We start from the raw sequence: 19,805 nt of genomic DNA, 5'->3' as shown, positions 1-19,805 counted from the left end.
CGCATTGAGGAAGAATGATTTTGCGTGTTTTCACCATCAGAATCCGTACTGATGCGGAGGACTGGAGACGAATACGGAGGAAGCTGCCGCCGGAATTAGGACCGCGCCCCGACAGTTGTTGTGTTGTAAGCCGTTTCTTTGCGGCGTCCACTTCCTCTCTGGTAATTATGCAGGCAGCCCGCACGGTTTTTCTGGTCCGACCCACGCGCTTCACATTCAATGAGGAAACGGCCCGCTCCAACCACTTTCAGCAGCAGTTGGCAGGTCTGGATGAAGCCACTATTCAGGCGCGGGCCTTCGCGGAGTTTGATGGGGTAGTAGCCCGGCTGCGCGCCAGCGGGGTGCAGGTGCTGGTGTTTGAGGATACGCCCGAGCCCCATACCCCCGATGCTGTATTTCCCAACAACTGGATTACGCTTCACCCCGACGGCCGGGTGCTGCTCTACCCCATGTGCGCACCCAACCGTCGTTTGGAGCGCCGCCCCGATATTCTGGAGGCACTGGGTCAGCAGTTTCGGGTAGCAGAGGTGGTAGATCTGTCGGCGCACGAGCAGGAGGGACAGTTTCTGGAGGGAACCGGCAGCATCATCTTCGACCACTTGCACCGCGTAGCCTATGCCTGCCTCTCGCCCCGGACCAGCCTGGTTCTGTTTCGGGAGGTAGCTGCCCGCCTGGGCTACGAGCCGGTTGCCTTCCGGGCCCACGATGCGGCCGGCCGCGAAATCTACCATACCAATGTGATGATGTGCATTGGCGCCCGGTTTGCGGTGGTGTGTCTGGAAAGCATTCAGGACGCTACGGAGCGGGCCGCGGTGGTGGCGTCGCTGGGGCGCACCGGGCACGAGCTGGTGGATATCACGCTGGGGCAGGTGGCGCATTTTGCCGGCAACATGCTTACGCTGCAGCCCGAACGGGGGCGCGAGTTGCTGGCCATGTCGCAAAGTGCCTACGATGCTCTCCGGCCCGAGCAGCGCGAAACCCTCAGCCAGTACGCTCAGCTGCTTCCCCTACCCATCCCAACTATTGAAACCATTGGTGGCGGTAGTGCCCGCTGCATGCTGGCGGAGGTGTTTCTGCCGACCCTGGAGTAGGAGGGTTAGAGCTGTTTTAGTGAGTTGTAAATACTTGTAATTGGTTGATTGTTAATGGGTAAATATTGATGCTGAGGGAGCTATATAAGCCGGGCAGGTGTTATAACTAGCTATGACCCAAACCCAGCTGTTTCCCTCGCTTGATATTCTTGCCCCAACCCCGGAGCCACGCCAGCACAGTGCTAAACTGTGGCTGCCCAAGCGCGTGGTGTTCACCCCCGATGCCCTAGACCAGCCCTTTGGCCAGCAGATTCTGGAGCGCGTTACGGCTCAAGGACTGGAAGTGGAGCTGCTGAAGAATAACCGCCTGACGGGCGTGCGCGGCGAAGATGCCCGCGACACGTACCGCCGCGCCAAAAGCACGCTGGCCGTGGTGTGTGCCCCGCCCAGCTCCTTGCGGCTGCAGCCTACCCCCCCGTCTGCCGACTGGCAAATGAACCTCGCTGAAGGTTGCCCGGCGCACTGCCAGTATTGCTACCTGGCCGGCAGCCTCTCGGGCCCGCCCGTGGTGAAGGTGTTTGCCAATCTGCCCCAACTTCTGGAAAACACGCAGGCCTACGAGCAGCCTGGCCGCCTGACCAGCTTCGAGGTAAGCTGCTACACCGATGTGCTGGGCATTGAGCACCTCACCGGCTCCCTGGCTGAGTGCATTCGTTACTACGGGCAGCGTGAAGGGGCGCATTTGCGCTTCGTGAGCAAGTACGACCACGTCGATTCGCTGCTTGGCTTGCCCCACCACGGCCGCACGCGGGCGCGCTTTAGCCTGAACGCGGAAGCAGCCGTCCGGAAGCTGGAAGGGGGTACGGCCTCGGTAGAGGCGCGACTGCAGGCCCTGCGGAAGCTGGCCCTGCCTGTAGAGCAAGGTGGTGGGGGCTACCCCGTGGGGGTAGTGCTGGCACCTATTATGCCGCTGCCGGGCTGGCAGGATGAGTATCGTCACCTGCTTGATAGGCTGGCCACTACCCTCGATTTTCCCTGCGACCTGACGGCTGAGTGCATCACCCACCGCTTTACGCCGGGTTCCAAGGATGTGCTGCTGCAGTGGTATCCTAACACCTCCCTCGACCTGGAGGAAGCCACCCGGGCCGTGAAGCGTAACAAGTTCGGCGGCACCAAATTCGTGTACCAACCCGCCGACATGCGCACACTCAAGGAGTTCTTTTACCAAGAGTGGCAGCAGCGCTTCCACAATGCGCCATTGCTGTACTGGACCTAGCCTGTGAGGGTTGAATACTGTAGAGCAGCCTGAGCGAAGTTTCGACTAACCTGATGCGACGTTCCATAGCGCTGTTCTGATTGCAACCCCAACAAAAACGCCCCCTGCAAAAGCAGGGGGCGTTTTTGTTGAAGATTCTATGGATAAACCTACTGAGCAGGGGTAGCCGCTACTTTCAGGCCTAGCACGGCACTGGTGTGCGTCCGGATTTCCTCTACCAGAGCTGGGTTATCTGCCAACGACTGCCCAAAGGAGGGAATCATTTCGCGGAGCTTGGCCTGCCACTCGGGCGTTTGAGCTTTGGTGGGGAAGCAGCGCTGCACCAAACCCAGCATGATGCTGACGGCGGTAGAAGCACCGGGCGAGGCACCCAGCAGTGCGGCTATAGAGCCATCGGAAGCGGCAACCACCTCGGTACCGAACTCCAGAATGCCACCTTCCTTTTCATGCTTTTTGATAACCTGCACGCGCTGGCCGGCAATTTCCAGCTGCCAGTCTTCGGCGCGGGCCTCGGGGAGGTACTCGCGCAGGGCAGCCAGGCGGTCGTTGGGCGACTGACGAACCTGGTTGATGAGGTACTTGGTGAGCGGAATATTTTTCAGGCCCGCAATAATCATGGGGCGCATGTTGCTCAGCTTCACCGACAAGGGCAAATCGAGGTAGGAGCCCTTTTTGAGGAACTTGGTGCTGAAGCCGGCGTAGGGCCCGAACAGCAGCTCCTGCTTACCGTTAATCACGCGGGTGTCCAAGTGAGGCACCGACATGGGCGGTGAGCCCACGGCCGCCTTGCCGTATACCTTGGCGTGGTGTTGGGCAATGATAGTGGGGTTCACGCACTTCAGCCACTGCCCGCTCACGGGGAACCCGCCGAAGCCCGAACCCTCCGGAATGCCTGATTTAATCAGCAGGGGTAGGGAGCCGCCGCCCGCCCCGATAAACACAAATGGCGCCCGAATTTTAAGTGAGTTGCCGGTGGCAATGTCCTCGGCCTTCACGCGCCACACGCCGTCTTTCTGGCGCAGCTTTTCTACGTTGTGATTGAAGTGGAACGTAACGCCAGGCTTTTGTTGAAGCAGCGTGAACATACCGCGGGTCAGGGAGCCGAAGTTTACGTCGGTGCCCAGGTCCATGCGGGTAGCGGCCACGGGCTGCTGTGGGTCGCGGCCGTGCATCACCAGCGGCATCCACCGCTCCATTTCCTCACGGTTCTCCGTAAACTCCATGCCCTGGAACAGAGGCGACTTGGTTAGGGCCGCGTGGCGCTTACGCAGGAAATCTACGTTCTTTTCGCCCCACACAAAGCTCAGGTGCGGAATGTGATTCACGAAGCGGGTGAGCTCCTTCACCTCATAGGTTTCGGCCAGGTAAGCCCAAAATTGCTTTGACTCCTCGAACTGCTCGGCAATTTTGATGGCCTTGCTGATGTCAACCGTGCCATCGGCCTTTTCGGGGGTATAGTTTAGTTCACAGAAAGCCGAGTGGCCCGTGCCCGCGTTGTTCCAGGCATCGGAGCTTTCCGCGGCGGCTACGTCGAGCCGCTCGACAATAGCAATGGTCAAATCAGGCTGCAACTCTTTCAGCATCATGCCCAAAGTGGCGCTCATGATGCCCGCCCCAATCAGGACCACATCGGCAGATAGGGAGTCAGCGGGTTCGGTAGTGCTCATGCGTATTTCGAAATAGGACTTACGAAGTACGGGGAAAGTCGGAAAAGGTGGCTTTTGTTGCCGAAGAAAGTGTCTTGCCCCGCCGCCGGAGGCGCCCGCAGGCCCACCCGGCTAGAATACATTTTAACACCTACTAAGGCCGCCTCGTTCCGTGTAAATACATGAATCAGAGGCAGGCTCAGCGGTAGCCGCGCCCGTGCCCATGTCAGCCTGGAGCAGATTCAAGTCAGGAAAAATATCTGCGTACAAGCTGCCGGCTGCCCTCGCGCCGGCCGTAAGCCGGCAGCTACCCATCAGGCTAAACGAAAAGGACACTCATGGCTTTCCAGGCCAGGCAAGATAAAGCCAGGCGAAGGGTTAAACCCATACGGGAGGGTAGGCCCAGACTAGCGCTTAGAAGTGGTGGGCGTGGTACCACAGAGCAACTATCAGGGCAATAATGGCCGATACGGTCATTAGGGTGTACACCACCCAATTCTGACGGTTTTCCAGTTCGTTGCGTTTCATAGAGCTCAGGAAGCGCGTAGCGCAAATAGCAGAACGAGGAAAACAGAGGATGGTACCGGAACAGGCAACTCCATGCAGCAAACGAAACGCGGTGAAGCAGTTGCTACCCCAGCTTAAGGGCGCAAAGCTAGGCGGCCTCGTTGCTGGCGGCCTGCCGGGCAGCGTGGTATTGCGCCACTAGTGGGGTGCTGGCCACTATTACGGTAGCATAGCCCTTAGGCATTTCGGTGTAGAGCAGCCGCACTTGGGGGTTAGTCCACTGCTGGGCCGAGGTGGCGGCCACCTGGCTGGGGCCGTAGGCGCGCGTGAGCAGGCTATAGATGCCCTGGCAGTTAACAGGGCCCAGCACCCGCACTTCCACGCAGCACAGCAGCCCTTTGTAGAAACCGTAGCTGATGCCAGTTACGGGGTAGCCCCCAATAGTCAGGGCCTCATCGGGGCGGGTAAAGTAGCTGATCTGCGAGGCCGTAGCCCGGCGCTCCGGCACTAAGTGCTTAAACCGCTTAAGAGGAGTGCCCAGCCAAGTAGCCCGCAAGTCGGCAGCTACTTCCTTGCTGCGCAGAACCGAAGACGCGTGTGGGGTAGGGGTGCCCGTTGCTGCCTGTACGCTGCCGGAAACAGCGCTAAGCAGGGGCAGCAGTAAAAGGAGGCAGTGCTTCATGAGCGGGCACCCAGGACAGGGCAGCTTGAGGGGCTGAACATCGAAGGGGGGAAGGTACACAAAAGTGCGGGGCAAACCCGCAGAAAATTTGCTTTTTGTGATATAAAGCTCCTCCGCAGGACAATACGGGGCTGGTTTCCGTCTTCTGAGCCAGCGGCTGACTAACAGGTTGTTGCCGCCTGGCCTTGGCCGTTGCTGCTCGCAACCCCCAGACCCCGACGCGGTTTTGTCGTAGAAAGCAGCTTGCGGCCCGTTCCATCTATTTCGAGGCGAGCCGTGAGTTGTCACCTCCATTCCCCTCACACACACGATGAATCTGGCTGGAAATACGGTATTGATTACGGGCGGCGGCTCGGGTATAGGGTTGGCGCTGGCCGAGCGGTTTCAGCGGGCAGGCAGCACAGTAATAGCCGTGGGCCGCCGCGAAGACAAGCTTCGGGAGGCTCAGCAGCAGTTGCCGGGCCTGCACATTCGGGCCTGCGACGTGGCCGTGGCCGCCGACCGGGTAGCCCTGGCTGAGTGGGCGCGGCAGGAGTTTCCGCAGCTGAATGTGCTGGTAAATAATGCCGGTATTCAGCGGCGCTTTCAATTGACGGAGGAAGAAGATTGGGAAACCCGCCGGCAGGAGTTGGTTATCAACGTGGAAGCTCCCATTCACCTGACTACGCTATTTATTCCGCAGTTGCGGGAGCAGGCCAACTCGGCCATTATCAACGTGACGTCGGGGCTGGCGTTTGCCCCAATGGCCCAGGCTCCCATCTACAGCGCAACCAAGGCGGCCCTGCATTCTTTTACCTTGTCGTTGCGGCACCAGCTAGCCGCTACCCCCATTAGTGTGCTTGAAGTGGTGCCCCCGGCCGTGAATACCGACCTCGGCGGTGCCGGCCTGCACACCTGGGGCGTGCCCGTCAATGATTTTGCGGACTCCGTGATGCAGCGCTTAGCCGCCGGCGAGCAGGAAGTTGGCTACGGAACCTCTGAAGAGATCCGCCGGGCCTCGCGGGAGCAGATTGACGCCCGTTTCCAGCTTATGAATAACCGCTAAGCAGGTTGCTACCCCTCCAATAACGCCAAAGCCCCGAACCGCTGATTTAATAGCAGTTCGGGGCTTTGCGCTGGATAAGGAGGGTAGGACTTAGGCCGCCTCCGAAACAACGGCGGGGTGCAGGGCCTGCCACTCGGGTTTGAGCATGCTCATTTCCACCAGACTCCAGTATTCGTTTTCGTACTTGAGCACGTCGCGGGAGCAGCCTTCCCGCTGCATACCGGCGCGGGTGTAGGCCCGGATGGCGGCCTCGTTGAAGCTGTACACGCCCAGCGCAATGCGGTGCAGGTGCAACTGTTCGAAGCCGAAGCGCAGTACCTCCGTGAGCATGCGGGCGGCAAAACCCCGGCCCCGCTGCTGCGGATCGATAAATACCCGGCTCACGCGGGCCGCGCTGTTTTTCTGGCTGATGCTACCCAGGGAGATATGGCCCACTACCGTTTCGGTGGTTGTGTCAATGGCCTTGAAGATGAATACATCTGAGGAGCCCAGCTCGTTAGTGTCCTGCAGGTACCACTCCAGCTTTTCGTGGTTGAGGGGAAAGTTAAACATAGGCCCCGACCAGTTCATAAGCAGGTGGGGCGAGTCAATCCAGGTAATAAGTTGGTCGAAATCACCAGGGGTGAAATATTCCAGTCGAATCATGTAAGACGGAGCAGCTTACTTCCTCTGGAAATAGTACCAGCGGCGGCTGCATAACTTACAAATATAAGCCGAAAACGCCGGATTTTAGTCAATTTTCTGCTGCCTTATTCTTCTATCGGAGCTAAGCTAAACGGCTGATCCTGGGCCTCTACCAGCGTGCGACTTTTGGGCAGGCTGTGGGGGTAGTGCTCCTGAATGAACCGCACCAGCTGCTCGCGCACGGCACAACGCAAATCAAAGGCCCGGCTGGAGTTAGAGGCACTCACTAGGCAGCGAAGCTCCAGGGTGCGCTCCTTTGAGTCAGTGACCTGCAGCACGCAAACGCGCCGGTCCCAGAGCGGATTTTCCTCTACCAGGCGCTGCAACTCGGCCCGCACGGCATCTACTGGAATGGTATAATCGGTGTACAGGAACACGGTGCCCAGCAGCTGGGAGGTGGTGCGGGTCCAGTTCTGGAAAGGCTTCTCGATAAAGTAGTTCAGCGGGAGCACCAGGCGGCGCTCGTCCCAGATGCGCAGCACTACGTAGGTGAACGTAATTTCTTCTACCCGGCCCCACTCGCCCTCAACTACCAGCACGTCATCCAGCCGGATGGGTTGGGTGAAGGCAATCTGGAAGCCAGCCAGCAAGTTGCTGATGGAGCGTTGGGCCGCAAAACCCACAATAACGCTGGCAATACCCGCCGAGGTGAGCAGGCCCGTGCCAATTTTGCGCACCGTGGCAAAGCTCATGAGTACCAGAGCCGTAGCTACGAAAATAATGAGCGTAACGGCCAGCTTTTTAACGAACTGCAGCTGGGTGAACAGCTTGCGCACCCGCAGGTTGTCGTCGTCGGTGAGGCGGTAGTGGTGTTGCACCAGCTCCTCTACCACGTCCACAGTTTTTACTAGTCCCCAGGCAAACGTCGTCAGCAGGGCCGTTTCCACGAGGCGGCGGGCTACCTCCAGAGAGCGGTCTTCGAGGCGGGTAAGGGGTAGCACGAACGAGAGCACCAGCACCGGGAAAAACCAGGCGCTGGGCTGGCTCAGGTGGCGCAGCACCGATTCGGCCAGGGGGGTAGGCTCGCGGCGGTTGTAGGCCGCCAGCAGCCAGAAAGCCAGTCGTTTCAGCAGCCAGCCAGCCAAGAGGCTGCCGGCTACTACCCCCATGGCGTGCACAACTAGGCGCAGCTGTTCCAGATCAGAAAAGAAGTCAGACATAGGCACCGGCTCGGCAGTATCGGGCCGCAGCCGGGTGGCTTTTCTACCCCAAAGGCGCCGGAAAGGTTAGCCCGCTCCGGTGGGGTAGGGCTAGCCTATCTGGGCCCCGCGCCGCTGCAGCTCCTGCCGGGCCTGGGCATAGCCCTCCGCCGAAATAGCCCGGGTGGCCGCTTCCAGAAACCGCACCTGAAAACCTTCCTGCAGGGCATCGAGGGCAGAGAAGTTCACACAGAAGTCGGCGGCCAGGCCGCAGAGATGAACCTCCTGCACCCCGCGCCCGCGGAGGTAATCGGCCAGGCCTGTGCTTTTGCGGTGACCGTTGTCGAAGAAGCCGCTGTACGAATCGATTTCGGGGGTAGTGCCCTTGCGGAAAATAGCCTCGATGCGGTGTTGATCCAGGGCCGGGCTGAACTCGGCGCCGGCCGTGCCCTGCACGCAGTGGTCGGGCCAGAGGGTTTGGGGCAGGCCGTGCAGGTCAATTTGCTCGAAGGGCTGGCGGCCGGGGTGCTGGCTGGCAAAGCTTTGGTGCTGAGCCGGGTGCCAGTCCTGGGTAGCTACTACCAGGTCGTAGGTGGGCTGTAAGTCGTTGACTAGGGGTAGGATTTCGTGGCCACCCGGTACGGCCAGGGAGCCACCCGGCAGGAAATCGTTCTGAATATCAATCAGGAGTAGGGCTTTCATCGGCAGCGGCGGAAAAACAGGAACAGCAGACTTGTCGGGTCCAAATTAGGAAGATGGGAATTCAATTAAGGACCTTGGTAGGATGACTTTTCTGAGGCTCCAATCGTATTTTTTAGAGATAGGTTATTTTTATCATTTTACTCCCTAGCCTATGGACCCGTTACATCATCTTATTTACCAGAGCAGTGCCGTAACGCCGCTGGCCTCCCCAGAGCTAGGCCGACTGCTCGAACAATCGCGCCGCAACAATCAGCTTGCGGGTATTACGGGCGTGTTGCTCTATGATGGTAGCCGTTTCATGCAGGTGCTGGAAGGGCCAGAAGAGGCCGTGCACGCTATATTTAGCCGCATCGAGGTGGATTGTCGCCATACGGGCGTGCAGGTGCTGGCCGATGGCCCCAGCACGCACCGGCAATTTCCAGGCTGGTCGATGGGACTGGTGGACGACGTGCGGCAGCCTGGCAGCAGCTTCGGGGAAAACATGGCCTGCCTGCGTACCCTAACCGATGCGGCTTTGTGGCTCCTGATTCGGGAGTTCCAGACTAGCGCGGTGCGTCCTTCGCGCTCTTTGCCTTTCTGAGCAAAGGGGCCACAAGCATATGGCTACCCCAGATTCGTAGCTACCTTGCGGGCCCTGGGTAGCAGCTGGGCCGCCGTTGGTGTAGTTGCAGGCTGGGTCTTGCTTTATGACACACGTTTCTACTCCGCGCGTTTTCTGGTTGATGAGTTTGCTGGCTGTGCCGTTCGGCGCCCAGGCGCAGGGTAGCAGTTCTGCCCGCCCCGTACCTGGCACGCAGGTAGTGCTGGTGCCCCCGGCGGGATTCACGGCGGCGCCCGGCCTGATGGGCTTTCGGCGGGGCGAGGCCGTGCTGCAGGTTTATGATCTGAGGGGTGGGAACTACTACCGGCAAGCCGCCGGGTTCAATCAAGCTCGCTTCGAGTCGCGTGGTGGCAAGGTGCTGGAGTTTAAAGAAGTGAATGGCGCCTACCCCGCCCGCATGGCCCAAGTGCAACTAACCCCGGCGCAGCAGTCGGTGCAGCTGCTGTTCGGCGACTCTACCTTTGCCGTGCTGCTCGACGCCCGCTACCCCACTGCCGATACTGCTGCCGCTACGGCCTTGCGCCGGAGCCTGCTCACGGCCACCTACCAGAAAGGTGGCGCTGCCGATGCTGCTTCATTGACGGGAGCGGTTTTCCTGCTGGATGAGAAAAAGTCGCCGTTTGCGCTGGCCGAAGCCCATGGCGGGCAATACACCTACACCCTAGGTGGGCAGCGCAAAGCCGACTATGGCCTGGAGCCGGTGGTTACCATCATTACGCTACCCTACAATCCGTCCTTAACCGCCGCCGATATCAGCCGGCAGGCCCTAAGCCGCCGGGCTGGCCTGATGGGGTACACGGCGCGCAAAATGTCATCGGCGAAGGTGAATGACCTCGTGACGTATGAAACGGAAGGCTACGCGCAACTACAGGGGCAGCGGGTGCTGGTATATCAGCAGGTAAGCATTATTGGCAGCACGGCCGTGGCTATGCAAGGCTTGGCCCGCCAGGAGTTCGATGCGGCGCTGGAGCAGTTTAAGTCGCTCACGCACACGGTTACGGCCCGGAAAAAGTGAGAAGCCTCAACCGCGAGTTTTGCACCGGGTAGTATGCAACTGATTGTTTTCTGCGGAATTCAGGCCACGGGCAAATCCACCTTCTACCAACAGCGCTTTTTCCATTCGCATGTGCGTATCAGCATGGATTTGCTGCGCACACGCAATCGGGAGCGACGCATGCTGGAGCTGTGCTTGGAAACCCAGATGCCCTGCGTCATCGACAACACCAACCCCACGGCCACCGAGCGGGCCCGTTACATTGAGCCAGCACGGGCGGCAGGATTTCGAGTAATTGGCTACTTTTTCCAATCTATAGCGGCGGAGGCACTGGTTCGCAACTTGGAGCGGCCGGTGGCCCGGCAAGTGCCGGAGGTTGGTATTCGGGCCACGCGCAACCGCCTAGAGCTTCCTGGCTACCCCGAAGGCTTCGACGAACTGTACTTTGTGCGCGTAGCTGAAGACCAAGAATTCACGGTTGCGCCGTGGCAGGACAAGGCCTGATATTCAGGTCAGTTATAGCTTCGTTAAATAATTGAATAAAAAGCCTACAGCGCTCGGAATGGCGGGCCTATGGCACTAGGCTTGTGTTATCCAAGGGCCTAATATCATCATAATTAGTCCCCCTGTAAACGATCAGATTTACTTGTCATAAGTAACCATAACCACCCATCTCTAAATCCAGCTTTAAAGCGGCGTAAGGCCGTTTTTTTGTTTTATAGCAGCTAAATCTTCGGACTTTTTTAGTGATAGGTTTTTATGGTTAGTTATAGCATAATAGTAACCGTCTAGTAACCCGGTTACCATTGCAGCATTTTTAAGGAGCTGTGGTTACTTGATTTGATTCAGTTTCACTGTCTAAAATCTATCACGTGGCCCGCGTTTACATTAGAAAAAAACCCTCAAGGGAGGCAAGGCTTCCTTACGCCTCGACTACTATCAACATGGTGAACGACACATTGAAACACTCAATATGCATGTTGTCCCAGGTGATGAGAAAAGTCGAGACTTACTTAAGCGCCGCGCATATGAGGAAACCTATAAAAAGGCTGAGTTTCTACGCTTAGAAAAGGAGCAACAGCTCTTATTGCAGGAACATAATCTCCCAGCAAAAGAGGATAAGAAAGCCTCCTTCATCCAGTACTTCGATAAGCTAGCAGTTACACGCACAGCTGTGTGGCAAAGCACTCGAAAACATCTCATAAACTTTGCAGGCAGCAAGCTCGCCTTCGGTAATATCACCGAAGAGTGGTTACGCCGCTTTCAAGAATATTTGCAGTTACATATCCAGGACGTAACTGTTTGCACCTATATGGGGGTTATTACCACATGCCTCAATAGCGCGGTACGGGATAAAATCATTGCAGTAAATCCCAGTTCTAACATCAAGAAGGTCCGAGGAAAGGAGGCCGCTCCCAAGTTCCTGTCGAAGGAACAACTTGATAACATTATTGCAAACAGTGAAGGTATACCCAGTTGGTTTACGGATGCCTTCCTATTTTGCTGTAATACAGGCCTTCGTTTAAGTGATATAGAAACACTTACCTGGGGCGACATATATTATAGCAAGGATAGGATGGGGCGAAGGCTAGGCACTATTGTAAAGGAGCAGGTAAAAACTGGAGAGACTGTCCGTATTCCTCTTAATGCCGATGCAGAGAGAATTTTACAGCGGCAGCAGTCAATGCATGATCTATGTGACAGACATGCAAAAGTATTTCTCCTAAAGAGTCGTACTACAACGAAGCGATATATTGAACGCTGGCGAAAACTTACAGGCGAAAACTTTACTTACCATTCTTCGCGCCATACCTTCGGCACTATGCTACAAAGTGCAGGGGTTGATATCAATACTACAAGTAAATTAATGGGCCATAAAAGTATAGGCATGACCTTAAGGTATGCTAAAGTGGTAGACCGAGCCAGGGAAGATGGAATAGAAAAGCTGAACCGTTATCTAAACCAATAAGCACAACAAAAAGGAGCCTATGCAGGCTCCTTTTTTTATATCTACTCTATCCCCTCTTTACGAACCCAATTAAGAACTGTAACATCGCTCACCCCATACACGCCCCCAATTGCTTTTAAAGTTATAGAGCCCCCCTCTTTGCCCTTGCGCTTTGGCGTCTTACCTTCTTCGATTAGCTCCTGCCTGAGTTGATAAAAATCCAGTACCTCAACTTTTAGCTCCTGGCTATATCCTTGATAGCTCACTGTATAGTTATATCGGCAATTAGCACATCGAAAACGTTGGCGTCCGTAGTTGAATCCGTTTTTACAACGCTTATCACTTTTGCATTTTGGACACCTTTTGGGATCTTCCTTGAAGATATTTGCTATACGCTTCATGAACCTAAGGTAGTCGTAGAACAGCCTTTTGCTGAATAGTATCTATGAAAATTTAGTGTAAACCAACGTTTTCACCTACTATTCGTCAATAATTATCCTTGCCTAAAAAAATATTTTTATATGAATAAATCTATACAGATACACTAAATATAAACTTATAATATAACTATTCAAATACCAACTTAATCAAGTTATACCACTGCCCTCGGATGAAAAACACCAATAGAGTTTACTACCCCAGCAAACTCTAAAATCACTCATATGAATCATCAGGGCCTCCTCAACCACTTTTTGAATTTTGAACAAGCTAGGGAATACCTGGGCCAAATACCTGCCCCTACCCTAAGAGAATGGACAAGCAGAAGCATCATAACGTCATATAGGCCTGGTAAACGGGTGTTTTATCGGGTTTCGGACTTGGACGCCTTCATGGAGCGGCACATTAAAAGAAGCCTTGACTCTCTTACTTTTTAAGGCCAAACACAACATTCGTAACCATGGAAAAGCTTGCCTACTACAATAAGCTAAAAACCAACAGAGCTGCTGCTGACCGAACAAAAAAGGCCTTGGGGAATGCCACAGATTTTCCTTATGCATATTACTATACTAGCGCTCAGGACTACCGTCATGATATCTTAAATATAGGGGTAGGCAAACAAACGCAATGTGCAGTATTAGAATACTTTATTGCTATGGGAAACCTTTTTTTACAAAAAGGCACAATAGCCTTCTTTCATTCTAATAGTACTCTAGAAAAAAGGCTAGGCTTTTCAAGCAAAACAATACGAAAAGTAACGGATGCTTTAGTAAATAAAAAAATATTAAAAAAAATAAAAAGAGGAGCAACTGAAAAAGTGTATTTCGAAGTTGATTTTTTGATTTTAAAAGCGCGTTACAAATCCTTTATACAACACGAAGCATTAGAACAAAAGTCCGGTTATTTAAGATACAAGAAGAGAATAGCTTTTTTTGACTATATGCATAAATTCAAATCAATGCTTATAAGGGAATCGCAAGTCACAATAAATGAAGATAGCAATATTGATAAAAGTTTAAAAAAACTATTCCAATCGATATTGATGAGGACGACGAGTACGATTTTTGCGACATTTTTGAATAACGATGGCGTCTTGAATCTTTAGGTAGACATCATGTAATTGAACAATAAAAAGGCTTGGGTATTATTACCTAAGCCTTTTTTATTAGCAAGCTACATAGGTAATATTACCCAAGGCATAGGTAATGATACCTTAATGGCTTAGTAAAATTACCTATGCCTTGGGTAATAAGCCCCAACATAAGTAAAGTAAAAAGAAAAGAAAAAGAAAAAAAGAAGTAATCACGTTCGCTTCGCGAACGGAATGCAGTGCATTCTAAAAGCTTGAGATAGTAATGAGCTGGAGAATAGGAGTTGGTAATGTTGAGTAGCACATTGCTCTATAACAATTAAAGGCTAGCATATAAAGGGGACCACAACATTAGGTACTAGCCTCATCAAAGACAGCAAGATACGTCCCTTGCTACCGAGATTTAAAGCAGTTTAGAGATAGAAAGCGGAGGGTAGTCAGTCAATGACCAGTTGCACTCTACAAAACAGGATTGTGATTTTACACTAGGAATATAGCCGTAGTGGCATCGTAGCCTGCTCAGTTGGCCCAAGCCATAGGGCAAGTATATATCGTTGCGTAAACACACATATATTTTGTTCCACTCTACAATAGATTATTCTTTAGGTATCCCACCAAGTCACTATTGAGTGAGACATTTAGCATCACAGTAGCTCACGTAATATTGTTCCACCAGCTGCATCCTGACTGTTGTGCACCTGACCATACTCAATTAATGAGCCCTTGCCTGGTCAGCATTCGCCAACTGGTTACGGGCTTATGCTGCGCTGAGTGTTCTTGGTTACTGTTGTGCAAGTTACTGTTCATGTTCAACGTCTTTCTTTAAGTGTGTCGCACGAACTACTAATGAGAACCGCCGCAGTCTACATTCCGGACAGCGGTGTAGCTGGCTACACTTGGGCCTGTGGTAACAACTGAACCCAGTTAAATGCTTTAGACTGGGTCACGCGCGGCTATGCGCTCATTACGGCGACAATCTGTGGGATAGTCAGAGCGTCTAGATAAGTACGCGCATCTTCGAATATTGCGGCCTAGAGGGGCACAAATTTACAACGGCCCCAAACGCTATATTCTGTCGATTTGAGTAGGCATATATGGGTCGCATATGACAGATAAGCAGTCGGCCCCTACTAACATGGTTTGTGCTGTTAGATCGGCGCTGTGTCTTTGAATACACCTTCGCCTAATTGATCTACGTTTGCTGCATCTTGGTCGATCACGAATGTACCCACATCTACTATATCACCTGACCACTATTTTCCAACATCACCATATCTATCAATCGGACGTAAATTCTTAAAGACTTCTTAGTCTTTTTGTCATTCTCTATCGCAAAGTTTGTAGTATCCTTGCCTGACACTACCTAGTATTTAAATATGAATCAGGATTATCGCCTCATCACTGACGATGAAATAGAGCTTATTGAGAAACAGACACTAAGGGTCCTTGTACAAGCTATGCAAGAGTACTCCAAAGAGGCAAGAGATATATTCGAGAACACTCCTGCAACTAGCAAATCAGAAATAATTGTGCTGACAGAGGATCTTGTTCAATATGCATTGGAGGTAGCTGAGTTATATCCAATCAACAAGCGATTTGCTGGATTCATTGACTACAAACGTGTTAGGTGGTTACCGACTTCGTTTGGCATGTTTCCTCAAGTGCTTTTAGTTGATGCAAAGGCTTCAACTGAGAATAACCGTGATACTCTTCAGCAATCACAACTACCGATGAATGCTGAGTTTATTTCAAATGGCCAAGTCGTTACACTGAAAGCTGGTGTTCCGCCTCATATGACTGTGAATACTCAGTCTGCAAATGAATTGATTGCTGTGACTACGTCTGCGTTCATCCACTTCTACTACAGTGATATTCGGGATGCTTCAACTCCTCCTTATCGGAGACTAAAAGCAATCTATGCTTTAGCTATCCCACACCAACGATTGAAGGATAGATACAACCCCTCGCCCGAAATAGGGTTTTGGGGGCAAGGCAAGCACTCTACAGCACGACAGGAGGACCCTCGAATACGAGTGTACTTCACTCAATTGAAAAAAATGTGCGCATGGCGGCTGCAGTCTCTTTACTTCACTAATGACCATCCTTACACTACCCCCCTATGGAGGGACTGTGATATTAATGGACAAGAAAGCCAAACAAGTTTCGACTTCATTGGACGTTAGTGTAGATTAGGCTGATCAAATAGCGGGCCTTCAACAGGTTTCTTTTTAGATTTAGCTGGCTTCCTTTTTTTAACATGGGTCGGTTCCGCTAGCGTTTTAGCGCCCTCTTCTGCGTAGTCATCACGTAGTTCTATCCCTAGGAAGCGCCCCCCATTTTTTAAGGCAACTCTTCCTGTTGTGCCGCTGCCCATAAATGGATCTAGACAAATCCCTTCAGGTGGTAGAGTAGCCTTAACGCACCAGTTAGCCAGTTCCTCAGGCATAACTGCAAAGTGAATAGAAGAAGCAGCCTTAAGGGAGAAGCTTTGCATATCACCCGGATTGCGGCCATTTGGATGATTACGAAATATGTTATCCCCTACTGCTACTTCCATCGCCTCATCAAACTCGGTACCTAGATCCAGTAGATCTTTTAGTTGCTCCCAAGTCTCTTCAGGTGGCACTCTAGACCCTATTACATCAGTGCGGAAGTAATGCCGCACTCTCTCAAAAGGTTGACTCAACTGTTCTGCAACCCATTTTACTGAAACCCCTTTTGCTTTGGCTGCGGCCTGCAAGTAGGCGGCTAACTCTACTGCTACTGGCGCATTAGGTCGCCGCCTGACTTCCTTCAGCCCATCGATTGTGGCACGGTGTCTTGGAGAATTAAGCCACTGCCTGAGTTCATTCTGGCCTTGAGCCTTGCCTTGGGCTTCACCAGCTAAGGCACGCTCTTTTTCTATTCCATCATCCGTTTTATGAGGAACGCGTATTTCATCAAGATTAAAATAATATTGCTCCTCTTTAGTCAATAAGAAAACAGGCTCCCAAGTATTTGTAAGCCGATCTCTTACACTAGAAGGCATAGCATTAGGCTTATGCCAGACCATTGAATTTCTTATCAGCCAGCCATCTTCTTGCAAAGCAATAGCCACTCTAAAAGGGAGCAATGCTAACTGTTTATTCTTTTGCCAGGATGGACTGTTTGCTCTGGTTTGGTTAAGATATATATCACCTAAGTTTAGCCATACCGTTCCTTCAGGTGTTAGTATCCTTTTGACTTCACTAAGTACTGTCACCAAAGCTTTTATATAAGCTTGCAAATCGTCCTCTAGCCCAATCTGCCCTTCGCGGCCGTAATCACGGACACTCCAGTAAGGTGGCGAAGTAACACAAGTGTTAACGCAATCGGATGGCCATGACTGTAACGTTGATAGAGCGTCCCCAACGAAAACGCCATAGTTTTGGCCAGAATGATCCGCCTTTGCAATTATTGTCTCCCATCGGTCAGTACCAAAGATGGTTGGCAAAACTCTCTTTCTCATAGTATCAAAAGTACGTTGCAAAGCTATATCGCTAATCCTTAGCATTAGCTGAGACGGTAAATATAATACTAATTTTTTTAGCAAAACTTCCAACATAACACTCCAGCCATTAAAGATTATCTTTTATTTGATATCATTAAGAAAACTATTACTAGCATGACAAACATATTAGCAACAATTTTTTCAACTAACATTGTTAGCACTATAATAAGGAGTATTGTCATGAAGTTTAACAACAATTACCTAAACACTTACAGGGCCTACCTTTTTAACCAGCGAATACGGCGTTATGGCCGCTTTCAGTTAATACTTAGGTTCCCCTCTCAAGGCAAATGATTATCGTTGCGTAAGCGCACTAATTCCACTCTACTCTACAACACTGAGCATGAGAAAAGCCTCGGTCAACCGGCCGAGGCTTTTTGTCATAGTAGCTGTAGAAATTGATTTCTCATCTAGGCGAGACGAACCTCCTTAATAGCCTAGCTAATCCGGGTTTGTCTTTGATGTTACTCCACCGCCGACTGTACCCAACAACAGTGAGGCCTTGATCAGGCAGTGCAGTAAAACCACAATGATTTTCCCATGTCTGCTCACCATGCTGAGGAAATAGGTCTATCACGTTTTCGTAGGCTACCTTCCCTTCGCATAGAATCACCTGTGGCTCTAGCAGTTCAATTAAGCGTTTGGTCCACTCAGCGGATTTTCGGAAAAACTTATCTCCAAGAGCTTCCTCCTCATGTTGTAACGTCCGGCCCAAGCTGTCGGTGATTTTATACAGGTCCCTTTCTTTCGTTGTAGAGAGGAAATAGTAATTAGTCTTCACCGTAGCAGTGGTCAAAACATCAAGTAGCCCTGCTTCGGTGAACACAGATCGGGTTTCTCTAGCCAGTGCAAAGTTGTATTCGGGATTAGTGTACTCGAATACTTCTTCATCTTCCCATAGGGCTATATCAACAACGCCTGGTTGACCATTACCGGGGTTAATGCCTATTATTAGCACCTTTGGTTGGGACATAATAGGCCCGAAGAACACACGCCACCCCTTGTTGTAGTTGGCAATATCACGCTTCGTACTCAATGCAGCCGCCACTTCATGCACGAGCGTGTCAACTTCCGGTTGAATAGTGGTTGTGTATTCTTCTTGGAATGTCATTTGGTAACTGTGTATAAAATATTCTATCCAGGCATATCTTCAACAAAGCGATGCTTCTTAATACCAGCATGCCTAATCATAAGTACTTGATAAACGCCAGTTGATGTAGAAGACAGAGCTTCTGTTACTTGTCTTTTAAATGTAAAGGATAGTGAAGCTTTTAAACCTTCTTTCTCTAGTTCGGTGTCGATCTCGGCAGCTAGGTCATCAAGGTTTTTTTGTTGAAATTTAATATCAAATACCACTAAGCCAAGAGCAAGGATAATTCTATTATCATTATCCTCAACATATTTATGACATTCTTCAAATTTTTTTCCTTTTTTAAGCTCGTCTCTTGCAGCCTCTGACAAGCCCCATTCTGAATAGACCCCGATTACATCTACTTGCTTATCTTTAACTTTCTGATAAGCAGCCTTTATTTTAGCCTCTAATTTAGCTAGTTTAGCAGCATCATCTGTTAATTTCATTAATTCTTTCATATTAGCCTCCGTAGCAGCTTGAATATTTATATTTAGTTTTTCTGTCCTCTGATAATCTATATTATTTCCATTTGCAAAGCGAATATTACTCACATCGTCAACTGTAAAGGGACTAACAGTACTTGAAGAACAGGTGTTAAAATCCTTAGTATATATATCTTCTACAGGAATGACTCTACCAAGTATTGATGCTGCTATTTTTTTTGCCGTTACACCAGTTTCCGGAATGTCGGGTGAAATAGGATTTCTTGTATAATGTAATAACGTACCAATATCACCAGGATTACAAATCCTTTTGCCACATATTTGACTTGCTGACAATATTACGTTTGGCAAAGGATACTTCAGCTCCCTACGGAATATAGGCTTCCAAGTCAATGAGGTCGTTATTAAAACCAAAAAGAGCAGTACAAATGATTTCATGTTAAAATTGTCTTTTACACCTGACCAAATGAATTGACGGCCATTCATGGCATGCCTCTATATAGTGCCACTATTTACTATGAAAGACTATTTATTTATGAGGATTAGTCAATAACCATATAATGCAGCTGACTGCATCACATACTACAATTATAACTAGTTAGCGATAGTTTAAAACATTATAATATATAATCAATTTTGATATACAATGCTTATAAATTAGCAATAATTAAAATTAAAAAATGTATAATATATTGCATATTAGTTCATAAATGTTAAAATACAGTATATTATATTTAGATATTAAAAATAAATAATCACTATTTTTTATTTTTTTAGGGACAATACTTTCTTTTTATAGTGGCGATTATCCTTTCGTCTCTGGCTGTCGCTCGCCTAACCATTCTATTTATCTTGGCTTGTACAATTGGATCTGGACTTGATAATTGTTGGTACCCTTGCATACACTGATATATGGTT

At 50.9% G+C, this 19,805-nt stretch carries 19 protein-coding genes; 10 read left to right on the top strand and 9 right to left on the bottom strand.

What is annotated here, in order from left to right; translation table 11 throughout:
- Positions 1-167 precede the first annotated feature (167 nt).
- Positions 168-1,091, top strand: a complete 924-nt coding sequence (ctlX, locus tag DNI29_RS19575) for a citrulline utilization hydrolase CtlX (RefSeq protein WP_110979833.1) — start codon at positions 168-170, stop codon at positions 1,089-1,091.
- Between the two features lie 112 nt (positions 1,092-1,203).
- Positions 1,204-2,307 (top strand): SPL family radical SAM protein, encoded by a 1,104-nt coding sequence (locus DNI29_RS19570; protein WP_110979832.1) that lies wholly within the window; start codon positions 1,204-1,206, stop codon positions 2,305-2,307.
- Positions 2,308-2,456: 149 nt separating this feature from the next.
- On the opposite strand, the gene DNI29_RS19565 is transcribed toward DNI29_RS19570, so the two are convergent.
- Both DNI29_RS19565 and DNI29_RS19560 read right to left on the bottom strand, forming a co-directional pair.
- Positions 2,457-3,974, bottom strand: a complete 1,518-nt coding sequence (locus DNI29_RS19565; protein ID WP_110979831.1) for a malate:quinone oxidoreductase — start codon at positions 3,972-3,974, stop codon at positions 2,457-2,459.
- A gap of 634 nt (positions 3,975-4,608) precedes the next feature.
- Positions 4,609-5,142 (bottom strand): hypothetical protein, encoded by a 534-nt coding sequence (locus DNI29_RS19560; RefSeq protein ID WP_123823332.1) that lies wholly within the window; start codon positions 5,140-5,142, stop codon positions 4,609-4,611.
- A 310-nt stretch (positions 5,143-5,452) separates the two neighbouring features.
- On the opposite strand from DNI29_RS19560, the gene DNI29_RS19555 reads away from it, so the two are divergent.
- The gene (locus tag DNI29_RS19555) at positions 5,453-6,187 is read left to right on the top strand and encodes an SDR family oxidoreductase (protein ID WP_110979829.1); all 735 of its coding nucleotides are present in this window, start codon (positions 5,453-5,455) and stop codon (positions 6,185-6,187) included.
- A gap of 90 nt (positions 6,188-6,277) precedes the next feature.
- On the opposite strand, the gene DNI29_RS19550 is transcribed toward DNI29_RS19555, so the two are convergent.
- The 3 genes from DNI29_RS19550 to pncA all read right to left on the bottom strand — a co-directional run bounded on the left by DNI29_RS19550 (position 6,278) and on the right by pncA (position 8,712).
- Complete coding sequence (locus DNI29_RS19550) at positions 6,278-6,832, bottom strand: GNAT family N-acetyltransferase (protein ID WP_110979828.1); 555 nt, start codon at positions 6,830-6,832, stop codon at positions 6,278-6,280.
- Positions 6,833-6,936: 104 nt separating this feature from the next.
- Positions 6,937-8,031 carry a mechanosensitive ion channel family protein gene (locus DNI29_RS19545; RefSeq protein WP_238388154.1) on the bottom strand — a complete coding sequence of 365 codons (1,095 nt, stop codon included), beginning with the start codon at positions 8,029-8,031 and terminating at the stop codon, positions 6,937-6,939.
- A gap of 90 nt (positions 8,032-8,121) precedes the next feature.
- On the bottom strand, positions 8,122-8,712 hold the full coding sequence (gene pncA / locus DNI29_RS19540; protein WP_110979827.1) for a bifunctional nicotinamidase/pyrazinamidase: 591 nt from the start codon (positions 8,710-8,712) through the stop codon (positions 8,122-8,124).
- Positions 8,713-8,863: 151 nt separating this feature from the next.
- On the opposite strand from pncA, the gene DNI29_RS19535 reads away from it, so the two are divergent.
- From DNI29_RS19535 to DNI29_RS19520, 4 genes are all read left to right on the top strand, one after another.
- Positions 8,864-9,292: a BLUF domain-containing protein gene (locus DNI29_RS19535; protein ID WP_110979826.1), complete on the top strand. Its 429-nt coding sequence runs from the start codon at positions 8,864-8,866 to the stop codon at positions 9,290-9,292.
- A gap of 106 nt (positions 9,293-9,398) precedes the next feature.
- A complete protein-coding gene (locus DNI29_RS19530) occupies positions 9,399-10,328 on the top strand; it encodes a hypothetical protein (protein WP_123823331.1) in 930 nt (309 codons plus the stop codon).
- Between the two features lie 33 nt (positions 10,329-10,361).
- Complete coding sequence (locus tag DNI29_RS19525) at positions 10,362-10,811, top strand: AAA family ATPase (protein ID WP_110979824.1); 450 nt, start codon at positions 10,362-10,364, stop codon at positions 10,809-10,811.
- A 469-nt stretch (positions 10,812-11,280) separates the two neighbouring features.
- A complete protein-coding gene (locus DNI29_RS19520) occupies positions 11,281-12,276 on the top strand; it encodes a tyrosine-type recombinase/integrase (RefSeq protein WP_110979823.1) in 996 nt (331 codons plus the stop codon).
- A 41-nt stretch (positions 12,277-12,317) separates the two neighbouring features.
- Here DNI29_RS19520 and DNI29_RS24255 read toward each other — a convergent pair whose 3' ends face one another.
- Positions 12,318-12,656 carry an IS1/IS1595 family N-terminal zinc-binding domain-containing protein gene (locus tag DNI29_RS24255; RefSeq protein ID WP_123823330.1) on the bottom strand — a complete coding sequence of 113 codons (339 nt, stop codon included), beginning with the start codon at positions 12,654-12,656 and terminating at the stop codon, positions 12,318-12,320.
- A gap of 261 nt (positions 12,657-12,917) precedes the next feature.
- Here DNI29_RS24255 and DNI29_RS25370 point away from each other — a divergent pair, with 261 nt between their 5' ends.
- From DNI29_RS25370 to DNI29_RS19500, 3 genes are all read left to right on the top strand, one after another.
- Positions 12,918-13,130: a helix-turn-helix domain-containing protein gene (locus DNI29_RS25370; RefSeq protein ID WP_110979821.1), complete on the top strand. Its 213-nt coding sequence runs from the start codon at positions 12,918-12,920 to the stop codon at positions 13,128-13,130.
- Between the two features lie 23 nt (positions 13,131-13,153).
- Positions 13,154-13,798: a hypothetical protein gene (locus DNI29_RS19505; RefSeq protein WP_110979820.1), complete on the top strand. Its 645-nt coding sequence runs from the start codon at positions 13,154-13,156 to the stop codon at positions 13,796-13,798.
- 1,361 nt (positions 13,799-15,159) lie between these two features.
- Positions 15,160-15,966, top strand: a complete 807-nt coding sequence (locus tag DNI29_RS19500) for an SfiI family type II restriction endonuclease (protein WP_110979819.1) — start codon at positions 15,160-15,162, stop codon at positions 15,964-15,966.
- On the opposite strand, the gene DNI29_RS19495 is transcribed toward DNI29_RS19500, so the two are convergent.
- From DNI29_RS19495 to DNI29_RS24250, 3 genes are all read right to left on the bottom strand, one after another.
- Positions 15,963-17,366 (bottom strand): DNA-methyltransferase, encoded by a 1,404-nt coding sequence (locus DNI29_RS19495; protein ID WP_123823329.1) that lies wholly within the window; start codon positions 17,364-17,366, stop codon positions 15,963-15,965. The genes DNI29_RS19500 and DNI29_RS19495 overlap by 4 nt on opposite strands.
- 352 nt (positions 17,367-17,718) lie before the next feature.
- Positions 17,719-18,423, bottom strand: a complete 705-nt coding sequence (locus DNI29_RS19490) for a uracil-DNA glycosylase family protein (RefSeq protein WP_110979818.1) — start codon at positions 18,421-18,423, stop codon at positions 17,719-17,721.
- A 23-nt stretch (positions 18,424-18,446) separates the two neighbouring features.
- Positions 18,447-19,373: a hypothetical protein gene (locus tag DNI29_RS24250; RefSeq protein ID WP_238388153.1), complete on the bottom strand. Its 927-nt coding sequence runs from the start codon at positions 19,371-19,373 to the stop codon at positions 18,447-18,449.
- Positions 19,374-19,805 lie beyond the last annotated feature (432 nt).

The sequence above is a fragment of the Hymenobacter sediminis genome (assembly GCF_003231285.1).
GTDB classification, from domain to species: domain Bacteria; phylum Bacteroidota; class Bacteroidia; order Cytophagales; family Hymenobacteraceae; genus Hymenobacter; species Hymenobacter sediminis.
The sequence above is the reverse complement of the archived record's forward strand: the minus strand, read 5'-3'. Positions and strand labels throughout refer to the sequence as shown.